Source organism: Aeromonas sp. HMWF017 (assembly GCF_003061465.1).
In the GTDB taxonomy this organism is placed as follows: domain Bacteria; phylum Pseudomonadota; class Gammaproteobacteria; order Enterobacterales; family Aeromonadaceae; genus Aeromonas; species Aeromonas veronii.
On sequence record NZ_QAJD01000155.1, the window covers coordinates 55,127 to 73,282 of the forward strand.

Consider the following 18,156-nt stretch of genomic DNA (forward strand, 5'->3'; position numbering starts at 1 on the left):
CATCCCATCTCGCGCACGTAGACCAGCGCCTGACGCCACTCGGCCTCCGGGCGCCAGTTTTCATGGCCGCCGGTCTCCTGGGCGAAGTGGGCGAACATGGTCGCCAGGGTCTTGCGGCAGATGGCGTCAGCATCGCGGCCATCGCTGTAATCGCTGCACAGGACCGGGAACTTGGCCGCAGCCTGTAGCAGGCCGCGATAGGTGTACTCGGGGGCGCGCAGCGGGAAGAGGTAGTTGAACTGGCTCTCGCTCAGCAGGCTTTCGACCCGCTTGACGTTGCCCGGGTTGTCGGCACGGCCCGGCAGCACAGCTTCTACGACCAGATTGTCACGGGTAGCGATGGAGGCCTTGACCGCTTCCATCGCCGGGAAGTCGGTCAGCGCCTTCTCTTTGGCATCCAGCTCGGCCTGGCTCATATAGACGGGGGTGGTGCTGCCATCCGGCGGGGTAGGCGTCGGCGGATTGGGCTTGTCATCGCCGCCGGTGTCCGGCGGGGTCACTTCCCCTTCGCCGACAAGCTTCCACGGGGTATCCCACTCATTGGCGGCCGCCATGCCGGGAGTCTGACCCGGGTTGACCCACCACTTGGCCTCAAAAACCTGGCCGTTGTAATTGACTTGGCTGCCGCCCGGATAGGATTTGTTGATGTCGTATGCCTCGGCCGCCCACAGGTGGCCGCTCAGCATCATGCCGGCAAGCAGAAGGGGGATGCGGTTTTTTTTCATTATTCTTGCTCTCTATGGTTTTGTGGCAAAAGGCAGAGCCCGCCTGAACAGGCTCCGCCATCTTCATCATGGACTCAACCTAGGGGCAGCTTGCCGCCCCGACATCCAGCCAGACATCGTGCTTGCCCGGCTCGTTGCCTTGAGTCCACCACTTGGCCTTCCACTGACGGCCGTTGTGGTTGGTGAGATCCCCGCCGTTGTAGGCAACGGCTGCGTTCCAGCCCAGATCAACCTGACTCACCAGCGCCCACTGATCGGCGGCGCGGCCCGGTTCATTGCCCTGAGACCAATACTTGGCACGCCATACCAGCTGGTTGTGGCTCACCTTGTCGCCGCCGTTATAGACCTTGCTGGCCTGCCATGTGGGAACATTCGCCGCTTCCGGATCTATGGTGTTGCAAGAGCCGTCGACCACGGGATCCAGCGTCAGCACGACGCACCCTTCACTCTGATGTACCCCGTCCGAGACGCTCACACTCAGCTCATGCTGCTCGCTGGTGGTGACAGCCGGCGGTAACAGACGCAGGTTGGCACTGGTCTCGCCGTCCGCCTGCCAACCAGCCGGGAAGTGCCAGCGGTAGCTGAGTGCATCCCCCTCGGGATCCCTCGCCTCGGCAGTAATGGTCAGCCACTCACCGCCGATGCCGCCGAGCTGCGCCGGTACGGTCACTACCGGAGGCTGGTTCTCAACCACGCCCTGCTCCAGCGGCCGCCCGTTGACGGTAAAGGAGAGTGACTGCTGTGGTGGCAGCAAGCTCTGCTGTACCAGTGTCTGGCCACGGCACTGGATGGTGGCGCGGCCGGGCTCGCTGGCGGTGGGCAGGTTGATGTGGAACTTGTTCATGACGCTGCTGGCTGCTCTGTGATTGGCCAGCCTGAAGCGCTGCAGACCATCGCGGGTCTCCACCTGCAACTGACAGTCATTGCCGGACAGGGTGCTGCTGTCATCCGGGTAGGTGAAGCCATAGGCGCCGTGCAGTGCCGGATAGATGTAACTGCGCAGGGCTCCTTGCGGATCGTAATAGCCCACCAGAGTGGTCACCGGCACGCCGAACTGCTCGGGCTTGCGCGCAACCTTGGTATCGATGGGGGAGACCTCCACCCAGCTCTGGCCATCCGAGGTGAAGCTCTTCTTGAAGCCCCGGTTCACCACAATTTCCTTGCCGTTGATAAAGAGGCGACTGTTGTAACCGGCCCCGTGATCGATGGTCAGACTGCGCCCCCGGTTGTCCGCAGAGGCAACCGGCACCCGGATATCACGGGTCCAGCGACCGTCCCACATGGCGACCCTGACCAAGCCGTAATCCGCCAGCAGGGCACTCAGTCCGGCCTCGCTCAGGGCATCCATGGGTGCATCGACCTTCTCGATCCCCTCGATTGTGTGCTGATAGGGCTCCATCCTGGCCGTCGCACTGTTCCACTTGCTAAAGCCGGTGGCCGAGTTGGCATCGAACACCGCCTTGCTCTCCAGGAAGCGCTGGATGATGGCGGCGGAATTGGGGGTATATAGGGTGAAACGGTTGGCGCCGGAGAGAGGGCTGCCACCCGCCATCGCATCGTAGCCAAACTTGCGGCCATCGAACGGTGGCTGGCACTGGCCATCCAGACAGGCATCCTCATTGGTGCGGGTCGGCGAGAAGTTGGGGATGAAACGGTGTTTGTCACTGTCCCAGCCCCAGCTGGAGTTGAGCTGATCGGCACTGCGATGAACCGAGCCACGGAAGCCATCCACATAGTGGCCAAGGCCGAAGTTATGGCCTACTTCGTGGCTGAACTCGTTGCCCAGCGAATCATCCAGCGTGACGATGCCACCGCCGCCGGAACCACCGTGCACCTGAACCCCATTGGCATACTTGCCGCGGCTGTTGTGCGCCGTCAGCTGGGCCACCACAAAGGGATGGCTTCCCTCCCCTTCACCGGCACTGCTGTTGATGCCGTAGTTGGCATTGTCGATACCGTGGGAGATAAGCTCCTTGCCGATGCGCTGACGCATGGTGCCGCCATGCCACCCCCCCTCGCTCGGGTCAAAATCGGTCAGCAAGGTGCCGTTGGGCAGCATCACCTCAGGCAGGGAGAGCGGTGCATACTGACTGACGATCAACCGGCTGGCCGGAATGGTCTGGAAGTATTCGCGATGGGCCTCCTTGTCATTGGCAAAGGCAAAGCGATCCCGTGGCGTGGTGAGCATGCCGATGTCGATGGTGTGCAGCAGCAGCTCGCCGGGGGCGCCGACCTTGATATCACGCAGTTCACCACTGAGATTGCCCTGACGAACGGAGAGGTTCAGTCCGGGCTGGATCCACCCGGCGGGCAGCTCGCCGCTCCAGGTATCCGCTGCATAGGTGATGCGGTTGTTCTCCAGCTCCCCCTCGCGGAACCACTGCCCATTGGCAAACTTGAACTGCAGGGTCTGGCCACGGGAGACGGTCACCTGTCGCTCACCATAAAAGGCCGTCGAGTTATAACCGGCGCTGGAGCGGATCCGCACCATCTTGCCCTCCAGCTCCGGGCTCACGGGCAGGTAGATATCCCGAACCCAGCGGCCGTCGGCGGTCTGGATCTCCACCAGCGCACGACCAGTCAGCCGATCCTTGAGGAAGGCGCCGCTCTTGTCGCTCAGTTTGGCCAAATCAGCACTGCTGCTGATGACGGCAGTGCTGCCGCTCTCCGGGACGAAGCTCACTCCGCCTTCGGGAACCCCCGCGAGATGGTAGACCGTCTCGGGCAGCGCCGATGGCGGCGACAAGGTCAGGGTGCCAAGCAGCTTGCCGCTGCCGTCACGGGCCTCCACTGTCATGGGGGTCACCCCGTCGGCCTGGAGCGGTTGCACCAGCAGCAGGCTCTTGCGCAGGCTGGTCAGGATGGGTTGGCGATCCCCCTCTTTGGGAGGGGAAGGCAGGATCTGGCTCTGGGCAAACTGCACGCTGGCAGCCAGGCTACCCGCCAGATCGCTTTGCGGTGTCGTCTCATTGAATATCAGGGGCGAGGTGGTGGCAGACAGGGTGCCAGCCGCCAGGGTTGCCATGATGAGGGCAGCGATTCGGGTCACATTTGTGGTCATTGTCGGGTTCTCGTTCATATTGCTACCGGGAATGAGGGGCATGTCGCCATGCCCCGTCATCGGTGAGGAGGCCTCAGTTACAGCTTGCTGCCCCGATATCCAGCCAGACATCGTGCTTGCCCGGCTCATTGCCTTGAGTCCACCACTTGGCCTTCCACTGACGGCCGTTGTGGTTGGTGAGATCCCCGCCGTTGTAGGCAACGGCTGCGTTCCAACCCAGATCAACCTGACTCACCAGCGCCCACTGATCGGCGGCGCGGCTCGGCTCATTACCCTGAGTCCAGTACTTGGCCTGCCATACCAGCTGGTTGTGGCTCACCTTGTCACCGCCGTTGTAGACCTTGCTGGCCTGCCATGCGGGAACATTCGCAGCTTCCGGATCTGTGGTGTTGCAAGAGCCCCCCTCACCGCCTTCGTTGACTGGCGTGACAGTGAGACGGGTGGCCGCGTTGGCATCGAGTGCGCCATCGGAGACGGTCACAGAGAGGTCATAACCGGTTTCGGTATCCACCGCCGGGCCGGTGACCACTAGGGTGGCGCTGTTCTGGCCGGTCGCCGTGATACCGGCAGGCACTTGCCACTGGTAGATCAGCTCGTCGTCGTTGGGGTCGGATGCCTTGGCGGTGATGGTCACTTGCTTGCCCTCTTCCACCTTGACGCTGGCAGGCAAAGTCACCACCGGAGGCAGGTTGGGCTGCGGCGCCTTGTTGGTCACCACCACCTGATCCCTGGCCGTCAGTTGATGGTCATCGGTCACCGTCAGCTCGAACACCAGATTGATGTCGGCGGACACGGCATCGAGTACAACCCGGGCCTTGGCCTGAGTGGTATCAAGCAGAGCGGCCTGCGGGCCGGAGACCTGCTTCCAGCTATAGGTGAGGGTGCCATTTTCCGGGTCGTGGGAGGCGGAGCCGTTCAGCGTCACCTCGGTCGGGCCGGTCACCGCCACATCGCTGCCCGCATTGGCGACCGGCGGCTTGTTGGCTGGCGGAGTGACCCCTTCACCGTGACCGAGTCCTTCGTGCATGGCGTTAAGGATGTCGCCGTTGTCGGCATCGATCTCCCAGGAGAAGAGCCCGCCCAGCTTGTTGGCCAGCACATATTGGCCTTTCGCCTTGACCGAGCGCTCATCGTCATAGGTGATCAGCTCACCGGTGGAGGGCTTGAACAGGGTGGCCGCTTCGGCGGTCTCGTCGTAGTTGTACTCCCAGCCTGCGCCCATATGGCTGTTGACGATGTGGCGATAGTCCAGCACGCCATCTTCCCAGGTGCCCTTGATCTTGCCAGTGGCGGTGCCGGTGAAGGGATCATTGCCCTGATAGCCGCTCACCCCTTTCCAGCCGCGACCGTAGGCGGCGGCACCGATCACCAGCTTCTCGGAATCGACCCCCTGCGCCAGCAGTTGCTGTACCGCGGCATCAGTGTTGTAGCGCTTGTTGGCCGAGCCGTTGGTAGCCTGATAGAGGTTGGCCTGATGACCCAGGGAGGTATTGCTCCAGGCACCGTTGTAGTCGTAGCTCATCACGAAGATGTGATCCATGTACTGCTGGGCAGCCTTGTAATCCACATCCTCAATCTTGTCGTAACCGGCACCGATGGCGGAGGTGAGCTGATAGGTGCGACCGGTCTCGGCCTCCAGCTCGTCGAGCATGGCGCGCAGATCCTTCATGATCAGCACATAGGTTTCCCCATCTTTGGTCTTGTCCCCCAGATTGGGGTTGGCACCGTCGCCGCCCGGGAACTCATAGTCGATATCGACACCGTCGAAGAACTTCCAGGTCTGCAGGAACTCCTTGACCGAGGCGACGAACACGTCACGCTTGGCCTTGTCATGCATGAAGAAGAAGGGGTCGGAGAGGGTCCAGCCACCGACTGAGGGGAGGATCTTCAGGTCCGGATAGGCCTGCTTGAGGGCCATCAGATTGCCGAAGTTGCCCTTGTAGGGCTCATCCCAGGCGACCAGTGACCCCTGCCCTTTTTGCAGCGCGGCCCAGGGATCGTGAATGGCGACCTGGAAATCCTTGCGCCCGGCACAAGCACGTTGCAGCGCCTGGAAGCTGCCGGCAATCTCTTTGAGGCTGTCGTTGAGGCCATCACCGCCACAGATCGGGGTGAAGCCATAGAGGATATGGGTCAGGTTCTGGGCTGGCAGCTTGTCCACGGTGAAGTTGCGATCATAGACCCCCCACTCCACATAGTAGGTGCCGACCACCTTGCCGGACTTGTTGACGTAAGGCTTGTTGTGCTCCTGCAGGGCAGGCTTGAGCGGTGCGAGGTGGCTGCCGTCGGTATCGGCGACCACGATCTCCTTGGCATCAGACAGGGTACAGCCATCGCCGTTGCACAGCGCGACCTGCATCTGATAGCGGCCCCCCTTGTGCACCTTGAAGGTGGCGGTACCCGCGGCGGAAGAGGGACCGGACCAGACTTCCTTGCCATCCAGCAGCACCTTGGCACTCTGGCCGATATCGCCGTTCCAGAGATTCCAGGTGACGGTCACATCGGCGCCATCCTTCACCTTGACCAGCTCGTTATAAGCGGTCGCGGACTGGCTGACTTCGACGATGGCAAACTTGGTGGGGCCCCAACCGATGGCGGGTTTGCCGGGAGCTGCCGCATAAGCGGCGGAGGAGGCGAGCAGGGTGCCGACCATCATGGCCAGCAGTGCGGGTTTTGGACTTAGCATATTGCTTTCCTTTTCGTTATTGGAAAAACGAAAGGGCAACGCAACACGACAGGTGACACAAAAACGGCCACCCCTTGGCAAAGGCAGCCTGCATTCTACTGTGGTGGCCCCGCTATCCTAGGTCGTCTTGACCCTTAGACCGGAAGCTTTGCGTCCCGACTTTTCAATCGGTTTGCCCTTGTCACAACGTTATTTCTGGCGATAAATAATCGCCGATTGACTGTAGGGTAATTCTGATAAGTAAGCAAATCGGACCATTGCCAGCTCACCAGTTACCAACCCCGACAATTACCCACTTTCAAGAAATTAATGTTTAAAAAACAGCCGGATATGCAGACATAATCTCATCACCTCCAACCAGATACCTCACACCATTTTTTTGATCTGCATCACACCAAATTGAGAAAAATCAATGAGTAAGAACAATATGCGACAAAAGACCCATCTGTATCGCAACTAATGAATTTATAATCGCCGCTTTGCATGGCCAGCAGGTGTCTTCATGCCCAGCGAATTGCCCTCACGCACCCGGTTATCCAGATACGACAAATTTGTTCGTTTGACGATTTATGCCTTGCCACTGGCCGGGATGATCTGGCTTATCAACAGCCTCAATGGCTGGCAAAGGGCGCCGCTTGCCAGCACCTTGCTAGTCCAGAGCTACCTTGTCTGCACCTTCTGGCTCTATCGCCACTACCGCTACCATCTGCACCGCCAGTGGCAGCATCTGAGTGAGGCGCTCAAGATCAACGAAACCACCGCCGAACTGGCCCGCAACTCGGCGCAATACCAGACCGAAGAGGCCTTTCTGGAGGATCTGCTCAGACGAGCAGTGATGTTGATCCCGGGGGCCGAGATGGGCTGCCTGATCAAGCTGCTGCCGGGCACAGGCATGTTGAGGTATGAAGCGGCCATCGGCATGGATCTGGTGAAACTGCGGCGGATCAATCTGCCGCTGGAGCACACCTTTCAGTACAAGCTGACTCAGGGGCGCTGCAACAAAACACTGCTGATCAACGACCTGTCGAAGATAAATGCCACCATGCCCCTGTCCGAACAGGACAGAGAGCTGCTGGTCAACTGCACCGACCTGCCCATCCAGGCCACGCTGGCGACCCCGATCCATATCGATGGTCAGCTCTACGGCATGATCAATATGGACAGCAGCAAACGTAATGCCTTTACCCGCTACGACAGCCACCTGATGGCGATCCTGGCGCGGGATATTCGCCACGCCATCACCATCTATCAGCAGTCCCGCCGCATCTATCAGCTGGCCAATACCGACCAGCTGACCGGGCTCGCCAATCGACAGCAATTCGAACTCGCTCTGCAGGGGCAGCCGGAAGGCACCCTGCTGCTGATCGACATGGATAATCTCAAGCAGCTCAATGACAGCAGTGGCCATTTGGCCGGTGATCAGGCCCTGCGCCTTCTCGCAGATGGCATACGCCAGCACTTCGGTCAGGGGGTGATTGCCGCCCGCTTCGGCGGGGATGAGTTTGTGCTGCTCACTACTATGACACCGACCGAGCTGCAACAGGCGATGGCTGGGCTGACGACCATGCTGGCCAGCGCCTCCCCCACTATCTCGTGCAGCATGGGGATGGCCCCCTATCGCGGCGACTTTGCCGCTGCGTTTGCCAGAGCCGATGCCGACATGTACCAACACAAGCGCTACCACAAAGAGCAGCGTGCGGCACAGATGCCAGCTATCGGGGAGAACATTAATCACTAGGCAGGAGTGAGCACTTTGCAGGGACACGAGAGAAGCTGGGGGAAACCGGTTGGCAGGCCCGCCAAGATTTGGCTAAGCGGGGGAAAAAATGGGGCATGACCGGCATGCCCCGCCACCATTCAATGCTTATTTACAGCTGGCGGCCCCCACATCCTGCCAGACGTCGTGTTTGCCGGGCTCATTACCCTTGGTCCAGTACTGCGCCTTCCACTGACGGCCGTTATGGGTGGTGAGCTCGCCACCGTTGTAGGCCACATTGGCATCCCAACCCAGTTGCACCTTGCTCACCAGCAACCACTGATCCGCGGTGCGGCTCGGCTCGTTGCCCTGGGTCCAGTACTTGGCCTGCCACACCAGCTGGTTGTGGCTCACCTTGTCGCCGCTGTTATAGGTGCTGGCCGCTTTCCAGACTGGCCAGTTGGCCGCATCCGGATCGGTCGCCGTGCAACCACCGCCGCTGCTGGCCGGTTTGACCGTCAGACGGGTTGCCGCGCTGGCATCCAGCCCGCCGTCGGAGACGGTGACGCTGAGGTCATAGCCGGTGTCGCTGGTGACGCTCGGGGCGGTGACTACCAGAGTGGCGCTGTTCTGGCCCGTTGCGGTGATGCCTGCCGGCACGCTCCACTGATAGGTCAGGGGATCACCGTTCGGATCAGAGGCGGTCGCCTTGATGGTCACCTGCTTGCCCGCCTCCACAGAGGCCGTGGCAGGTACACTCACCACAGGCGCCAGATTGGCCTGCGGCGCCTTGTTGGTGACAACAACCTGATCCTTGGCACTCAACTGCTGGTCATCGGTCACCGTCAGCTCGAACACCAGATTGATGTCGGCGGACACGGCATCGAGTACAACACGGGCCTTGGCCTGAGTGGCATCAAGCAGGGCAGCCTGCGGGCCGGAGATCTGCTTCCAGCTGTAGCTGAGCGCGCTGTTTTCCGGATCGTGTGAGGCCGAACCATCCAGCGTCACCTCGGTAGGGCCGGTCACCTTGAGGTCACTGCCCGCGTTGGCCAGCGGCGGCTTGTTGGCTGGTGGAGTCGTCCCCTCGCCGTGGCCCAACCCCTCGTGCATGGCATTGAGGATGTCGCCGTTGTCGGCGTCGATCTCCCAGGAGAAGAGGCCACCGAGCTTGTTGGCCAGCACATACTGCCCCTTGGCCTTGACCGAGCGCTCGTTGTCATAGGTGATGAGGTCGCCGGTCGCCGCCTTGAACAGATAGGGCGCCTCGGCCACCTCGTCATAGCTCTTCTCCCAGCCAGCCCCCATCCGATTGTTGACGATGTCGCGGTAATCCACCACCCCGTCCTCCCAGGTGCCTTTCACCTTGCCGGTCGCCTTGCCGGTGAAGGGGTTGTTGCCCTGATAACCGCTCACCCCGGTCCAGCCACGGCCATACATGGCGGCCCCGACCACCAGCTTGCCCGGTTCAACCCCCTGCGCCAGCAGCTGATTCACCGCCTTGTCGGTGGTGTACTTGGTTGCGGGGTCCCAGCTCGCTGCATAGAGGTTGGTCTGGTGGCCCAGCTCGGTATTGCTCCATGCGCCGTTGTAGTCGTAGGTCATCATGAAGATGTGGTCCATATAGGGCTGGGCCGCCTTGTAGTCCACATCCTGGATCTTGTCGCCCCCCGCTCCAATGGCGGAAGTGAGCTCATACTGGCGACCAGTCTCGGCCTCCAGCTCGTCGAGCATGGCCCGCAGCTCCTTCATCAGGGCCACATAGGTGGCACCATCACTCGGGCTACCCAGTTTCGGGTTGGCACCCTGTCCGCCCGGGTACTCCCAGTCGATATCCACACCGTCGAAGAACTTCCAGGTCTGCAGGAACTCTTTCACCGAGCCGACAAACACATCGCGCTTGGTTTTATCACCGAGGAAATAGAAGGGGTCGGAGAGGGTCCAGCCGCCGACCGAGGGGAGGATCTTGAGGTTCGGATAGGCCTGCTTGAGCGCCATCAGGGCGCCAAAGTTGCCCTTGTAGGGCTCGTCATGGGCGGTGAGGCTGCCTTGCGGCATCTGGATGGCGGCCCAGGGATCGTGCATCGCCACCTTGAAGTCCGCCCGGCCGGCACACGCCCGCTGCAGCGCCTGGAAGCTCCCTTCGATCTCCTTGAGGCTGTCGTTGAGGCCATCCCCGCCGCAGATGGGGGTGAAACCATAGAGGATATGGGTCAGGTTCTGGGCCGGGATCTTGTCCACCGTAAACTTGCGGCCATAGACCCCCCACTCCACATAGTAAGTCCCCACCACCTTGCCCGACTTGTTGGCGTAAGGCTTGTTGTTCTCCTGCAGTGGCGCCTTGAGTGGTGCCAGATGGCTGCCGTCGGTATCGGCGACCACGATCTCCTTGGCATCAGAGAGGGTACAGCCATCGGCGTTGCACAGCGCCACCTGCATCTGGTAGCGCCCCCCTTTCTTCACCTTGAATTTGGCGCTGCCCGATGCGGCCGAGGGGCCGGACCACACCTCCTGACCATTGAGCAGTACCTTGGCACTCTGGCCCAGATCGCCGCTCCAGAGGTTCCAGTTCACCTCCACATCGGCGGCATCCTTTACCCTGACCAGATTGTTGTAGGCAGTGGCCGCCTGATCGACTTCAACGATGGAAAACTTGGTGGGGCCCCATCCGATGGTCGGCTTGCCGGGCGCCGCAGCATAAACAGACGAGGCGCAGCACAGACCGACCGCAAGGGCCAGCATGGTAGGCTTTGGACTTAGCATTTTTATATTTCCCTATTTCGTTATGTTGGCAACGAAAAGGGCTACGCCCTGACAGGTAACGCAGACGGCAGTGCGGCCTCTTGGCAAAGGTGCACAACAACCTGTGGTGGCCCCGCTATCTCAAGTACGGCTCATCCCTGGACCGGAAGCTTTGCGTCCCGATCTCGCGATCGGTTTGCCCTTCGGTTACTTCATTTGCGATGCAAAAAATCGCATCCCGACTATAGAGTGAGCCAATCCAGTCTGCCACTGTCGGCGTTGAACGACAGTGGCAAGCCAATACTGTAACTGGCGGCGATTGCGCTGGAAGATGAAGAGATCTTCGCCAATAAATCTCTGTTTTCGGCATTCATCCATGACCACGGGCCAGAGGATCATTGCGCGGTTTTGTGAGCCGGTTCACGGCTTGCCGCTCCGGATGCGGCTAGCGCAGCAGCAGGCTGTTCATCAGGGCCCGCAATTTGAGCGGTTTGACCGGTTTGCTGATGTAGCCATACCCCCGCTCGCGGATCTGCGCCTGCAACTCGCTCTTGCGATCGGCACTGATGATGATGCCCCCCAGCTCGTCGCCACACACCCGTTGCAGGGCAGCGAGCGCCTCCAACCCGGTCTTGCCGTCGTCGAGGTGGTAGTCAGAGAGCACCAGACGCGGCACAAACCCGTCTGTCACCAGCACCTCGGCTTCGGCCAGATCGACGGCGCAGCGCACCTCGCAGCCCCAACGGCCAAGCAGGGTGCTCATGGCGGTCAGAATGTCCCGCTCGTTGTCGATGCAGAGCACGGCTACACCTTCCAGCTGGCTGTCACGCACCACCGGCGCCGCCAGCTGATGGGCCGTAACCGGCCGGGTCGCCAGATTGAGGGTCACCGCAAAGACCGATCCCTTGCCCGGCCAGCTCTGCAATGTGAGCTGATGACCGAGCACCTGCGAGATGCCACGGGCGATGGCAAGCCCCAGACCCAGCCCCTGCTCCTTGGCGGTACGGGAGTGATCGAGACGGGAGAACTCGTCGAAGATCGCCTCCTGCTTGTCCTGCGGGATGCCGGGGCCGTTGTCCCATACCTCGATGCGGATCTTATCCCCCATCCGGCGGCAACCAAGCAGCACCCGGCCGCCCGGGTTGTAGCGAAACGCATTGGTGAGGAAGTTCTGCAGCACCCGGCGCAGCAACCGCACATCGCTGTGCACCGCGTGCTTGCTCTCCACCACCGAAAAGTGGATCCCCCCCGCCTGCGCCAGCACGCCAAACTCCGCCTTGAGGTTGTCGAGCAGATCGCGCAGGGCAAAGTCGAGCTTCTTGGCCTTGAACTTGCCCGCTTCGAGCCGCGAGATATCGAGCAGATCGGTGATGAGATCCTCGGTCGCCCCCAGCGCATCGTCGATATGGCGGGCGATGCGGGCCTGCTCGCCAGCATCGGGCAACATCTCCAGCAGGGAGGAGGTAAACAGCTTGGCGGCATTAAGGGGTTGGGTCAGATCGTGGCTGACCGCCGCCAGAAAACGGCTCTTGGATTGATTGGCCCGCTCCACCTGCTGGTTCACCAGCAATAGTTGGCGGTTGAGTTCGGAGAGCTCACGGGTGCGCTCGGCCACCCGAGCCTCCAGATGTTCGTTCGCTTCGCGCAGCACCCGCTCCGCATCGCGAAACGGCGTGATGTCGGTAAAGGTCATGACAAAACCGCCGGCGGGCATGGGGTTGCCCTGCATCTCGATCACCCGCCCATCCGGGCGCTCCCGCGCCGAGATATGGGCGCTGCCCCGCTTCATAAAGGCGACCCGCCGCGCCACGTGATCCTCGATATCACCGGGGCCACAGAGTCCCTGCTGGGCGTTGTAGCGGATGATCTCCTCGATGGGACGCCCAGCCTGAATAAGCCCCGGCGGATAGTGGAACAGCTCGATGTAGCGGCGGTTCCAGGCCACCAGCCGAAGCTCCCTGTCCACCACCGAGATCCCCTGCCCGATATGCTCGATCGCCCCCTGCAGCAGGCCGCGGTTGAAGCGAAACACGTCGGAGGCCTCATCGACTATGGTGGCGATCTCCTCAAGCTGCATGTTGCGCCCCTGCAGGGCAGAGGCAAGCACCAGCCGTGCCGACGAGGTACCAAACACCCCCGCCAGCAGCCGCTCGGTGTGGGCGATAAGCTCGGCCGAAGCCTGCATCTGTGGCGCAAGGGTGCCGCCCCGCTCTCCGGCGAAGCGACCAAAGGCGCGCTTGACCCGGCTTGAGCCGACAAAGCGGGCCGCCAGCATCTCCAGCTCCTTGACCGAGACCCGCGCCTGATAGAGGGCGGCGGTATCGCGGCTCGGCTTGCCGACAAAGTTGGCCGCCTGCAGCCGCTCGCTCACCGCAGGGCGCGATAGCAAGGAACCAGCCATATAGCCGAGCAGGTTGAAGAGCAGGCTCAGGAAGATGCACCAGGCCCCGAGACTCAGCTCGCGAAACGCGGGCCAGTCCGGCGGCGCCAGCAGCTCGGCCAAGGGCGAGTCCGCCAGCAAGCCACTCTCCACCAGCAGGGTGACGAACCAGAGGCTCACTCCGAGGCTCAACCCAAGATAGACCCCCTTGCGATTGCCGTGGCGCCAGTAGAGGCCGAGCAGCAGGGCTGGCGCAAACTGTGCCACCGCGCCAAAGGAGAGATAGCCGATGCGCGACAAGCTGGTGAGATCGCCGAGCCACAGGTAGAGCCCCCAGGCCGCCAGCAGGATCAGCAGGATGGCGCCACGGCGCACCTGCAACAGCAGCCGCACCAGCCGCTCGTCGCGTCCCTGCCGCCAGAAGCGGCGCAGCAGCACCGGCAGCACCAGATCGTTGCTCACCATGATCGCCAGCGCTATGGTACAGACGATCACCATGCCGGTGGCAGCCGAGGTGCCGCCGAGAAACGCCAGCATCGCCATGCCATCGAAACCGAGGGCCATCGGCAGGCTGATCACATAGGTGTCGGAGGCCATGTCAGCCCCCACCCACTGTTTGCCCGCCAGCGCCAGCGGCCAGATAAAGAGCCCCATCACGAACAGGTAGAGCGGGAAGATCCAGCGCGCCCAGTGCAGATCCTGCCCCTGATTGTTCTCCACCACAGTCACATGAAACTGGCGCGGCAGGCAGATGACGGCGCACATCGCCAGCACCGTATAGATGGCAAGCTCCAGCAGGTTGCCGGGGCTCACCGCCACCACCTGTGCAAAAAAGTCGCGGGTCACCTGCTCGTGAGCCTCGCCCGGTTTGCTCAGGATCAGCCAGAGGGCAAACCCCCCCACCGCGATAAAGGCCAGCAATTTGACCACCGATTCGAAAGCGATGGCCACCACCATCCCCCTGTGGTGCTCGGTGGCATCGAGATGGCGGGTACCGAACAGGATGCTGAACAGCGCCAGCAGCAGAGTAACCCCGAGCGCCAACTCGCTGGTATTGCTGGTCGGGCTGATGCCGCCGCTGTTGACCATCAGCAGATCCAGCCCGGTGACGATGGCTTTGAGCTGCAACACCAGATAGGGGAGGATCCCCATGATGGCGATGAGGGCGATCACCATGGCGAGCCGCTGGGATTTACCGTAACGGGCGGCGATAAAGTCGGCGATGGAGGTGATGTGCTCGCGCTTCGCCACCAGAATAAGGCGGGCCAGCAGCCGCCAGCCAAATAGAAAGACCAGCATGGGGCCAAGGTAGATGGGCACCGGCGACCAGGGGGATTCACTCGCCTGCCCCACGGTGCCGAAGAAGGTCCAGGAGGTGCAGTAGACAGCCAGCGACAGGCTGTAGAGCAGCGGTTGCCCCTTGAGACGGTGCCGTTTGTACTTGTCTGCCACGAAGGCGATCAGAAACAGCAGCCCCAGATAGATGAGCGACAATCCGATCAGCAGCCATCCCTGGTTCATCGATAACCCCTTGTCCATGTTGAGTTTTTGTATACAACCTCGCCAGTCTAGAGAGGCAGCAGCCAAAAGTCATCCCCTTCGGACAGATTGAAATTATCGTTTTTCAATAAGTTTTGCCTTGACTGAATATCGTAAAACGATAAACATTCGCCCATATACATATTGATAAACAATAAACTCCAAGCCATTTCGCCAGCGAGATGGCCCCCCCACCATGAGGTTCATGATGAGAACGACCAAACTCGAACGCCTGAGCGTGCTGATCGAGTGGCTGCTGCTGTTTGCCCTGCTCGCCACCCCCACCATTACCCTGATGGAGACCTGGTCCCACCTGTTTGGCGGCAATGACCTGCTGCAAGAGGAGCTCAACCAGATCATCCACAGCAGCGGCTCGCACATTCTCAATGGCGTGCCGCTGGCCAATGGTGAAACGCCGTCCCTCGACCTCTTCCCAGAGCCGCCTCTTACCATTGCCGACTATCCGCTGCGTACCGCCAACCGACTGCTCGGCACCCTGGTGCAGTTGTTGCCAGATCTGGTCTTCATGCTGATGCTGTGGCAACTGCGCCAACTGTTTCGCGGCTACCGCCACGGCCTGCTGTTCACCTTCGAGCAGATCCGCCGCTACCGGCAGATCGGAGTGCTGCTCTGCGTCTCCTTCCTCGTCGAGCTGATCCAGACCCCCTTGCTCGATACCGTCCTCACCATGAGCGGACCCGAGATACATGGCTCCGTCTCCATCAGCTCATCCGATTTCCGGCTACTGCTGGCGGGACTGATCGTACTGGCGCTGGCACTGGTCATGCGCGAGGCCAAACTGCTGGCCGACGAACAGCAACTGACGGTGTGAGGATCCTATGCCTATCATCATCCAGCTCGATGCCCTGCTGGCCGAGCGCAAGATGACCGCCCGCGAGCTGGCCCAGCGCATCGACATCACCGAGGCCAACCTCTCGATCCTCAAGAATGGCCACGCCAAGGCGGTGCGCTTCTCCACCCTGGAGGCCATCTGCCGTGAACTTAAATGTCAGCCCGGCGATCTGCTGGGCTACGAGCAGGAGCGCTAACCCCCTTATGAGTCGTCATATCACCCTGTTTGCCCTGTGGCTGCTGCCGCTGTGGGCCTGCGCCGCCGATGGCGCGAGCGGCCCCCGCTACCTTATCGAGCAGGGCGCCAGCGCCAATGTGCTGCAAGTGCGCCTCACCATGCATGGCAAGCCCCCTTTTACCCTACTCCCCGCCCGCCAGTTGCCTGGCAGTACCGCGCCGGTTTCACCCGCGCTGGTCTGCCTTGCAGACAACCAGCCGGTTGCCCTCAACCAGCCCTTCTCTTGCAAAGAGATCGGCTGGCAGATCACGCTCACAACGGCTCCGACTGTGGGTGCTGATGCCTCGGCCCAACAGTCGCTGTTGTTTGCCCCCAACCAGTGGCTATTGACCGAATGGGGCAATCTGGTGCGCCAGCTTGGGAGCCGCCGAGGGGAGGTCTGTCTGCCGGATGGCAGTTGCCAATCGCTGCCAGATGTCAACCAGCCGCCGCTGATCCTGCCGTTTGGTCTGCAAACTGTGCCCGTCACCAAGCCGGAGCCGCGGCTGGTGCTGAGCCATGACGAGACCGCCAATCAGCTCGATCTGCCGGCCTTGCAGCAGCAACTGAATGAGATCATCGACTATCTGGCCTTCCAGCTCGATGTGGCTCCACCCACTCACCCGTGGCAACTGGTGTGGCTGGGGCGGGATGTGGCGACCCGCTCCCTCGGCGGCGCCGCCGGAGATCAGGTGTTTGTCGCCAACTACCCCACCATGAATGGCAAACCGACGCCACAGGCCCCCTTGCGCTTGCTACGCACTTCGGCCCACGAGGCGGTACACATCCTCAGCGCTCGCCGCTCCGAGCCGCAACCCACCTGGGTCAACGAGAGCCTCGCCGAGTACCTCGCCATCAAGGCACTGCGCCGCTTCCGGCTGCATCAGGTCACGGCAGTCAACGAGCTGGCCGAGCGGGGCAAACAGCTGCCCCATAGCGAGAGCGGCCTCTATCGGGCGGCCCGCGAGGTGATGGCGGGCGATCGCTCCTACTACCCGCTCTTTTACGTCAAAGGGAGCGCCTTCTGGGAAGTGCTGGAGCGGGAGCTGCAACACAATGACGTGATGCTGGCGCAACTATTGCCCCAATTGGGCTGGCTGCCGGATGGCCGCTTTGATGCCGCATCCAATGAGCTGATTGCAGGCACCATCGGCTCGGATACCTGGCGCCGACTCAGCCGCCACTATCTTGGCGAGCAGCAGTAACGCCGCAAACCACAGCAACAAAAAAGGGAGAGCCGTGGCTCTCCCTTTTTCCAGGTGATGATTCAGACAGAGCTGTATCAGGCCGGAGCACTCTCCTGCGCAGACGGCGCAAAGGGTCGCAGCCGCAGGAAGAACACCGGCAACACCACCAGCACCATCAGGAAGAAGATGCCGCCGCCGAGAGGCTCGAACAGCACGCCGCAAAGTGCCATCAGGGCCGCCACCGTCATACCGAGGCCAAGGGCCGCATAGAGCGCCTGGGTCGGGATCAACTGCTCGGCTGGTAGCTGGCGAGTCATGAAGCGCACCGCCCCCAGATGGCTCATGCCAAACGTCACCGAGTGGAGCAGTTGCCCCAGCACCAGTACCCACAGCTCGGTCGAGGCCCCCAGCAATACCCAGCGCACCACACAACCGATGGCACCGGCGATAAAGAGGCTCTGGGCGCCAAAGCGCTGCAAGAACCGCTTGTCAGCGGCGAACATGCAGATCTCCGCTACCACCCCGAGCGCCCAGAGATAGCCGATGATGGTGCCGCTATACCCTTGCGCCTTCCAGTAGATAGCGCTGAAACCGTAATAGGCGGCGTGGCTCCCCTGCAGCAACGCCGTCAGCAACAGGAAACGGCGCACCGGTGCGCTGCGCAGGGTTGCCAACAAAGAGGCCTTGGCCCGCTCGCCCTGACTATCCTGTGGCGCCGGATAGAGCGGCAGCCAGCTGAGCAGCAGCATCAGCACCAGCCCCGCCACCATGGTGTGCAAAATCCAGTCACTACCGAAGTTGCCCACCAGCGCCCCCACCAGAGTAGAGGCAACGATAAAGGCAAAGGAGCCGCACAGCCGCACCTTGCCGTAATCGAGGTGCGCCTGCACCACCATGCGGGTCGCCAGCGCCTCCCCCACCGGCATCAGGGTCGGATAGATAAAGTTCGCCAGCAGGGTCAAGCCCACCAGCCACCAGAGGTTATGACTGAGATAGAAGCCGAGAAACGCCAGCAAACTGAGCAGGGAGAGCAAGCGGGTAACCGGCAGCAGATGGCCCGCCCCCTTGATC

At 61.5% G+C, this 18,156-nt stretch carries 9 protein-coding genes, 1 pseudogene and 2 riboswitches; of the genes and pseudogenes, 4 read left to right on the plus strand and 6 right to left on the minus strand.

Annotated features, from left to right (window positions below; translation table 11 throughout):
* The 3 genes and pseudogenes from DBR30_RS22450 to DBR30_RS17035 form a co-directional block, all read right to left on the minus strand.
* Positions 1-725: pseudogene (locus DBR30_RS22450) on the minus strand (chitinase); the annotation flags it as partial.
* A gap of 79 nt (positions 726-804) precedes the next feature.
* Complete coding sequence (locus DBR30_RS17030; protein WP_308810878.1) at positions 805-3,786, minus strand: M66 family metalloprotease; 2,982 nt, start codon at positions 3,784-3,786, stop codon at positions 805-807.
* Positions 3,787-3,859: 73 nt separating this feature from the next.
* Positions 3,860-6,472: a glycosyl hydrolase family 18 protein gene (locus DBR30_RS17035; protein ID WP_108541481.1), complete on the minus strand. Its 2,613-nt coding sequence runs from the start codon at positions 6,470-6,472 to the stop codon at positions 3,860-3,862.
* A gap of 99 nt (positions 6,473-6,571) precedes the next feature.
* Positions 6,572-6,659, minus strand: a riboswitch (cyclic di-GMP riboswitch).
* Positions 6,660-6,974: 315 nt separating this feature from the next.
* Between DBR30_RS17035 and DBR30_RS17040 the strand changes: the two genes are divergently transcribed.
* On the plus strand, positions 6,975-8,210 hold the full coding sequence (locus DBR30_RS17040) for a sensor domain-containing diguanylate cyclase (RefSeq protein WP_108541480.1): 1,236 nt from the start codon (positions 6,975-6,977) through the stop codon (positions 8,208-8,210).
* A 126-nt stretch (positions 8,211-8,336) separates the two neighbouring features.
* On the opposite strand, the gene DBR30_RS17045 is transcribed toward DBR30_RS17040, so the two are convergent.
* Together DBR30_RS17045 and DBR30_RS17055 are read right to left on the minus strand one after the other, a co-directional pair.
* On the minus strand, positions 8,337-10,931 hold the full coding sequence (locus tag DBR30_RS17045; protein ID WP_108541479.1) for a glycosyl hydrolase family 18 protein: 2,595 nt from the start codon (positions 10,929-10,931) through the stop codon (positions 8,337-8,339).
* Between the two features lie 102 nt (positions 10,932-11,033).
* Positions 11,034-11,121: riboswitch (cyclic di-GMP riboswitch) on the minus strand.
* Between the two features lie 234 nt (positions 11,122-11,355).
* On the minus strand, positions 11,356-14,811 hold the full coding sequence (locus tag DBR30_RS17055; protein WP_108541478.1) for a hybrid sensor histidine kinase/response regulator: 3,456 nt from the start codon (positions 14,809-14,811) through the stop codon (positions 11,356-11,358).
* A 226-nt stretch (positions 14,812-15,037) separates the two neighbouring features.
* Between DBR30_RS17055 and DBR30_RS17060 the strand changes: the two genes are divergently transcribed.
* The 3 genes from DBR30_RS17060 to DBR30_RS17070 are packed head-to-tail and all read left to right on the plus strand — an operon-like array spanning position 15,038 to position 17,103.
* Complete coding sequence (locus DBR30_RS17060; RefSeq protein WP_108588446.1) at positions 15,038-15,661, plus strand: DUF2975 domain-containing protein; 624 nt, start codon at positions 15,038-15,040, stop codon at positions 15,659-15,661.
* A 7-nt stretch (positions 15,662-15,668) separates the two neighbouring features.
* A complete protein-coding gene (locus DBR30_RS17065) occupies positions 15,669-15,878 on the plus strand; it encodes a helix-turn-helix domain-containing protein (RefSeq protein ID WP_108541477.1) in 210 nt (69 codons plus the stop codon).
* Positions 15,879-15,885: 7 nt separating this feature from the next.
* Positions 15,886-17,103 carry a hypothetical protein gene (locus DBR30_RS17070; RefSeq protein ID WP_108541476.1) on the plus strand — a complete coding sequence of 406 codons (1,218 nt, stop codon included), beginning with the start codon at positions 15,886-15,888 and terminating at the stop codon, positions 17,101-17,103.
* 77 nt (positions 17,104-17,180) lie between these two features.
* On the opposite strand, the gene DBR30_RS17075 is transcribed toward DBR30_RS17070, so the two are convergent.
* Positions 17,181-18,156, minus strand: a 976-nt coding sequence (locus tag DBR30_RS17075; protein ID WP_108588447.1) for a 3-phenylpropionate MFS transporter, incomplete at its 5' end; no start/stop codon positions are given.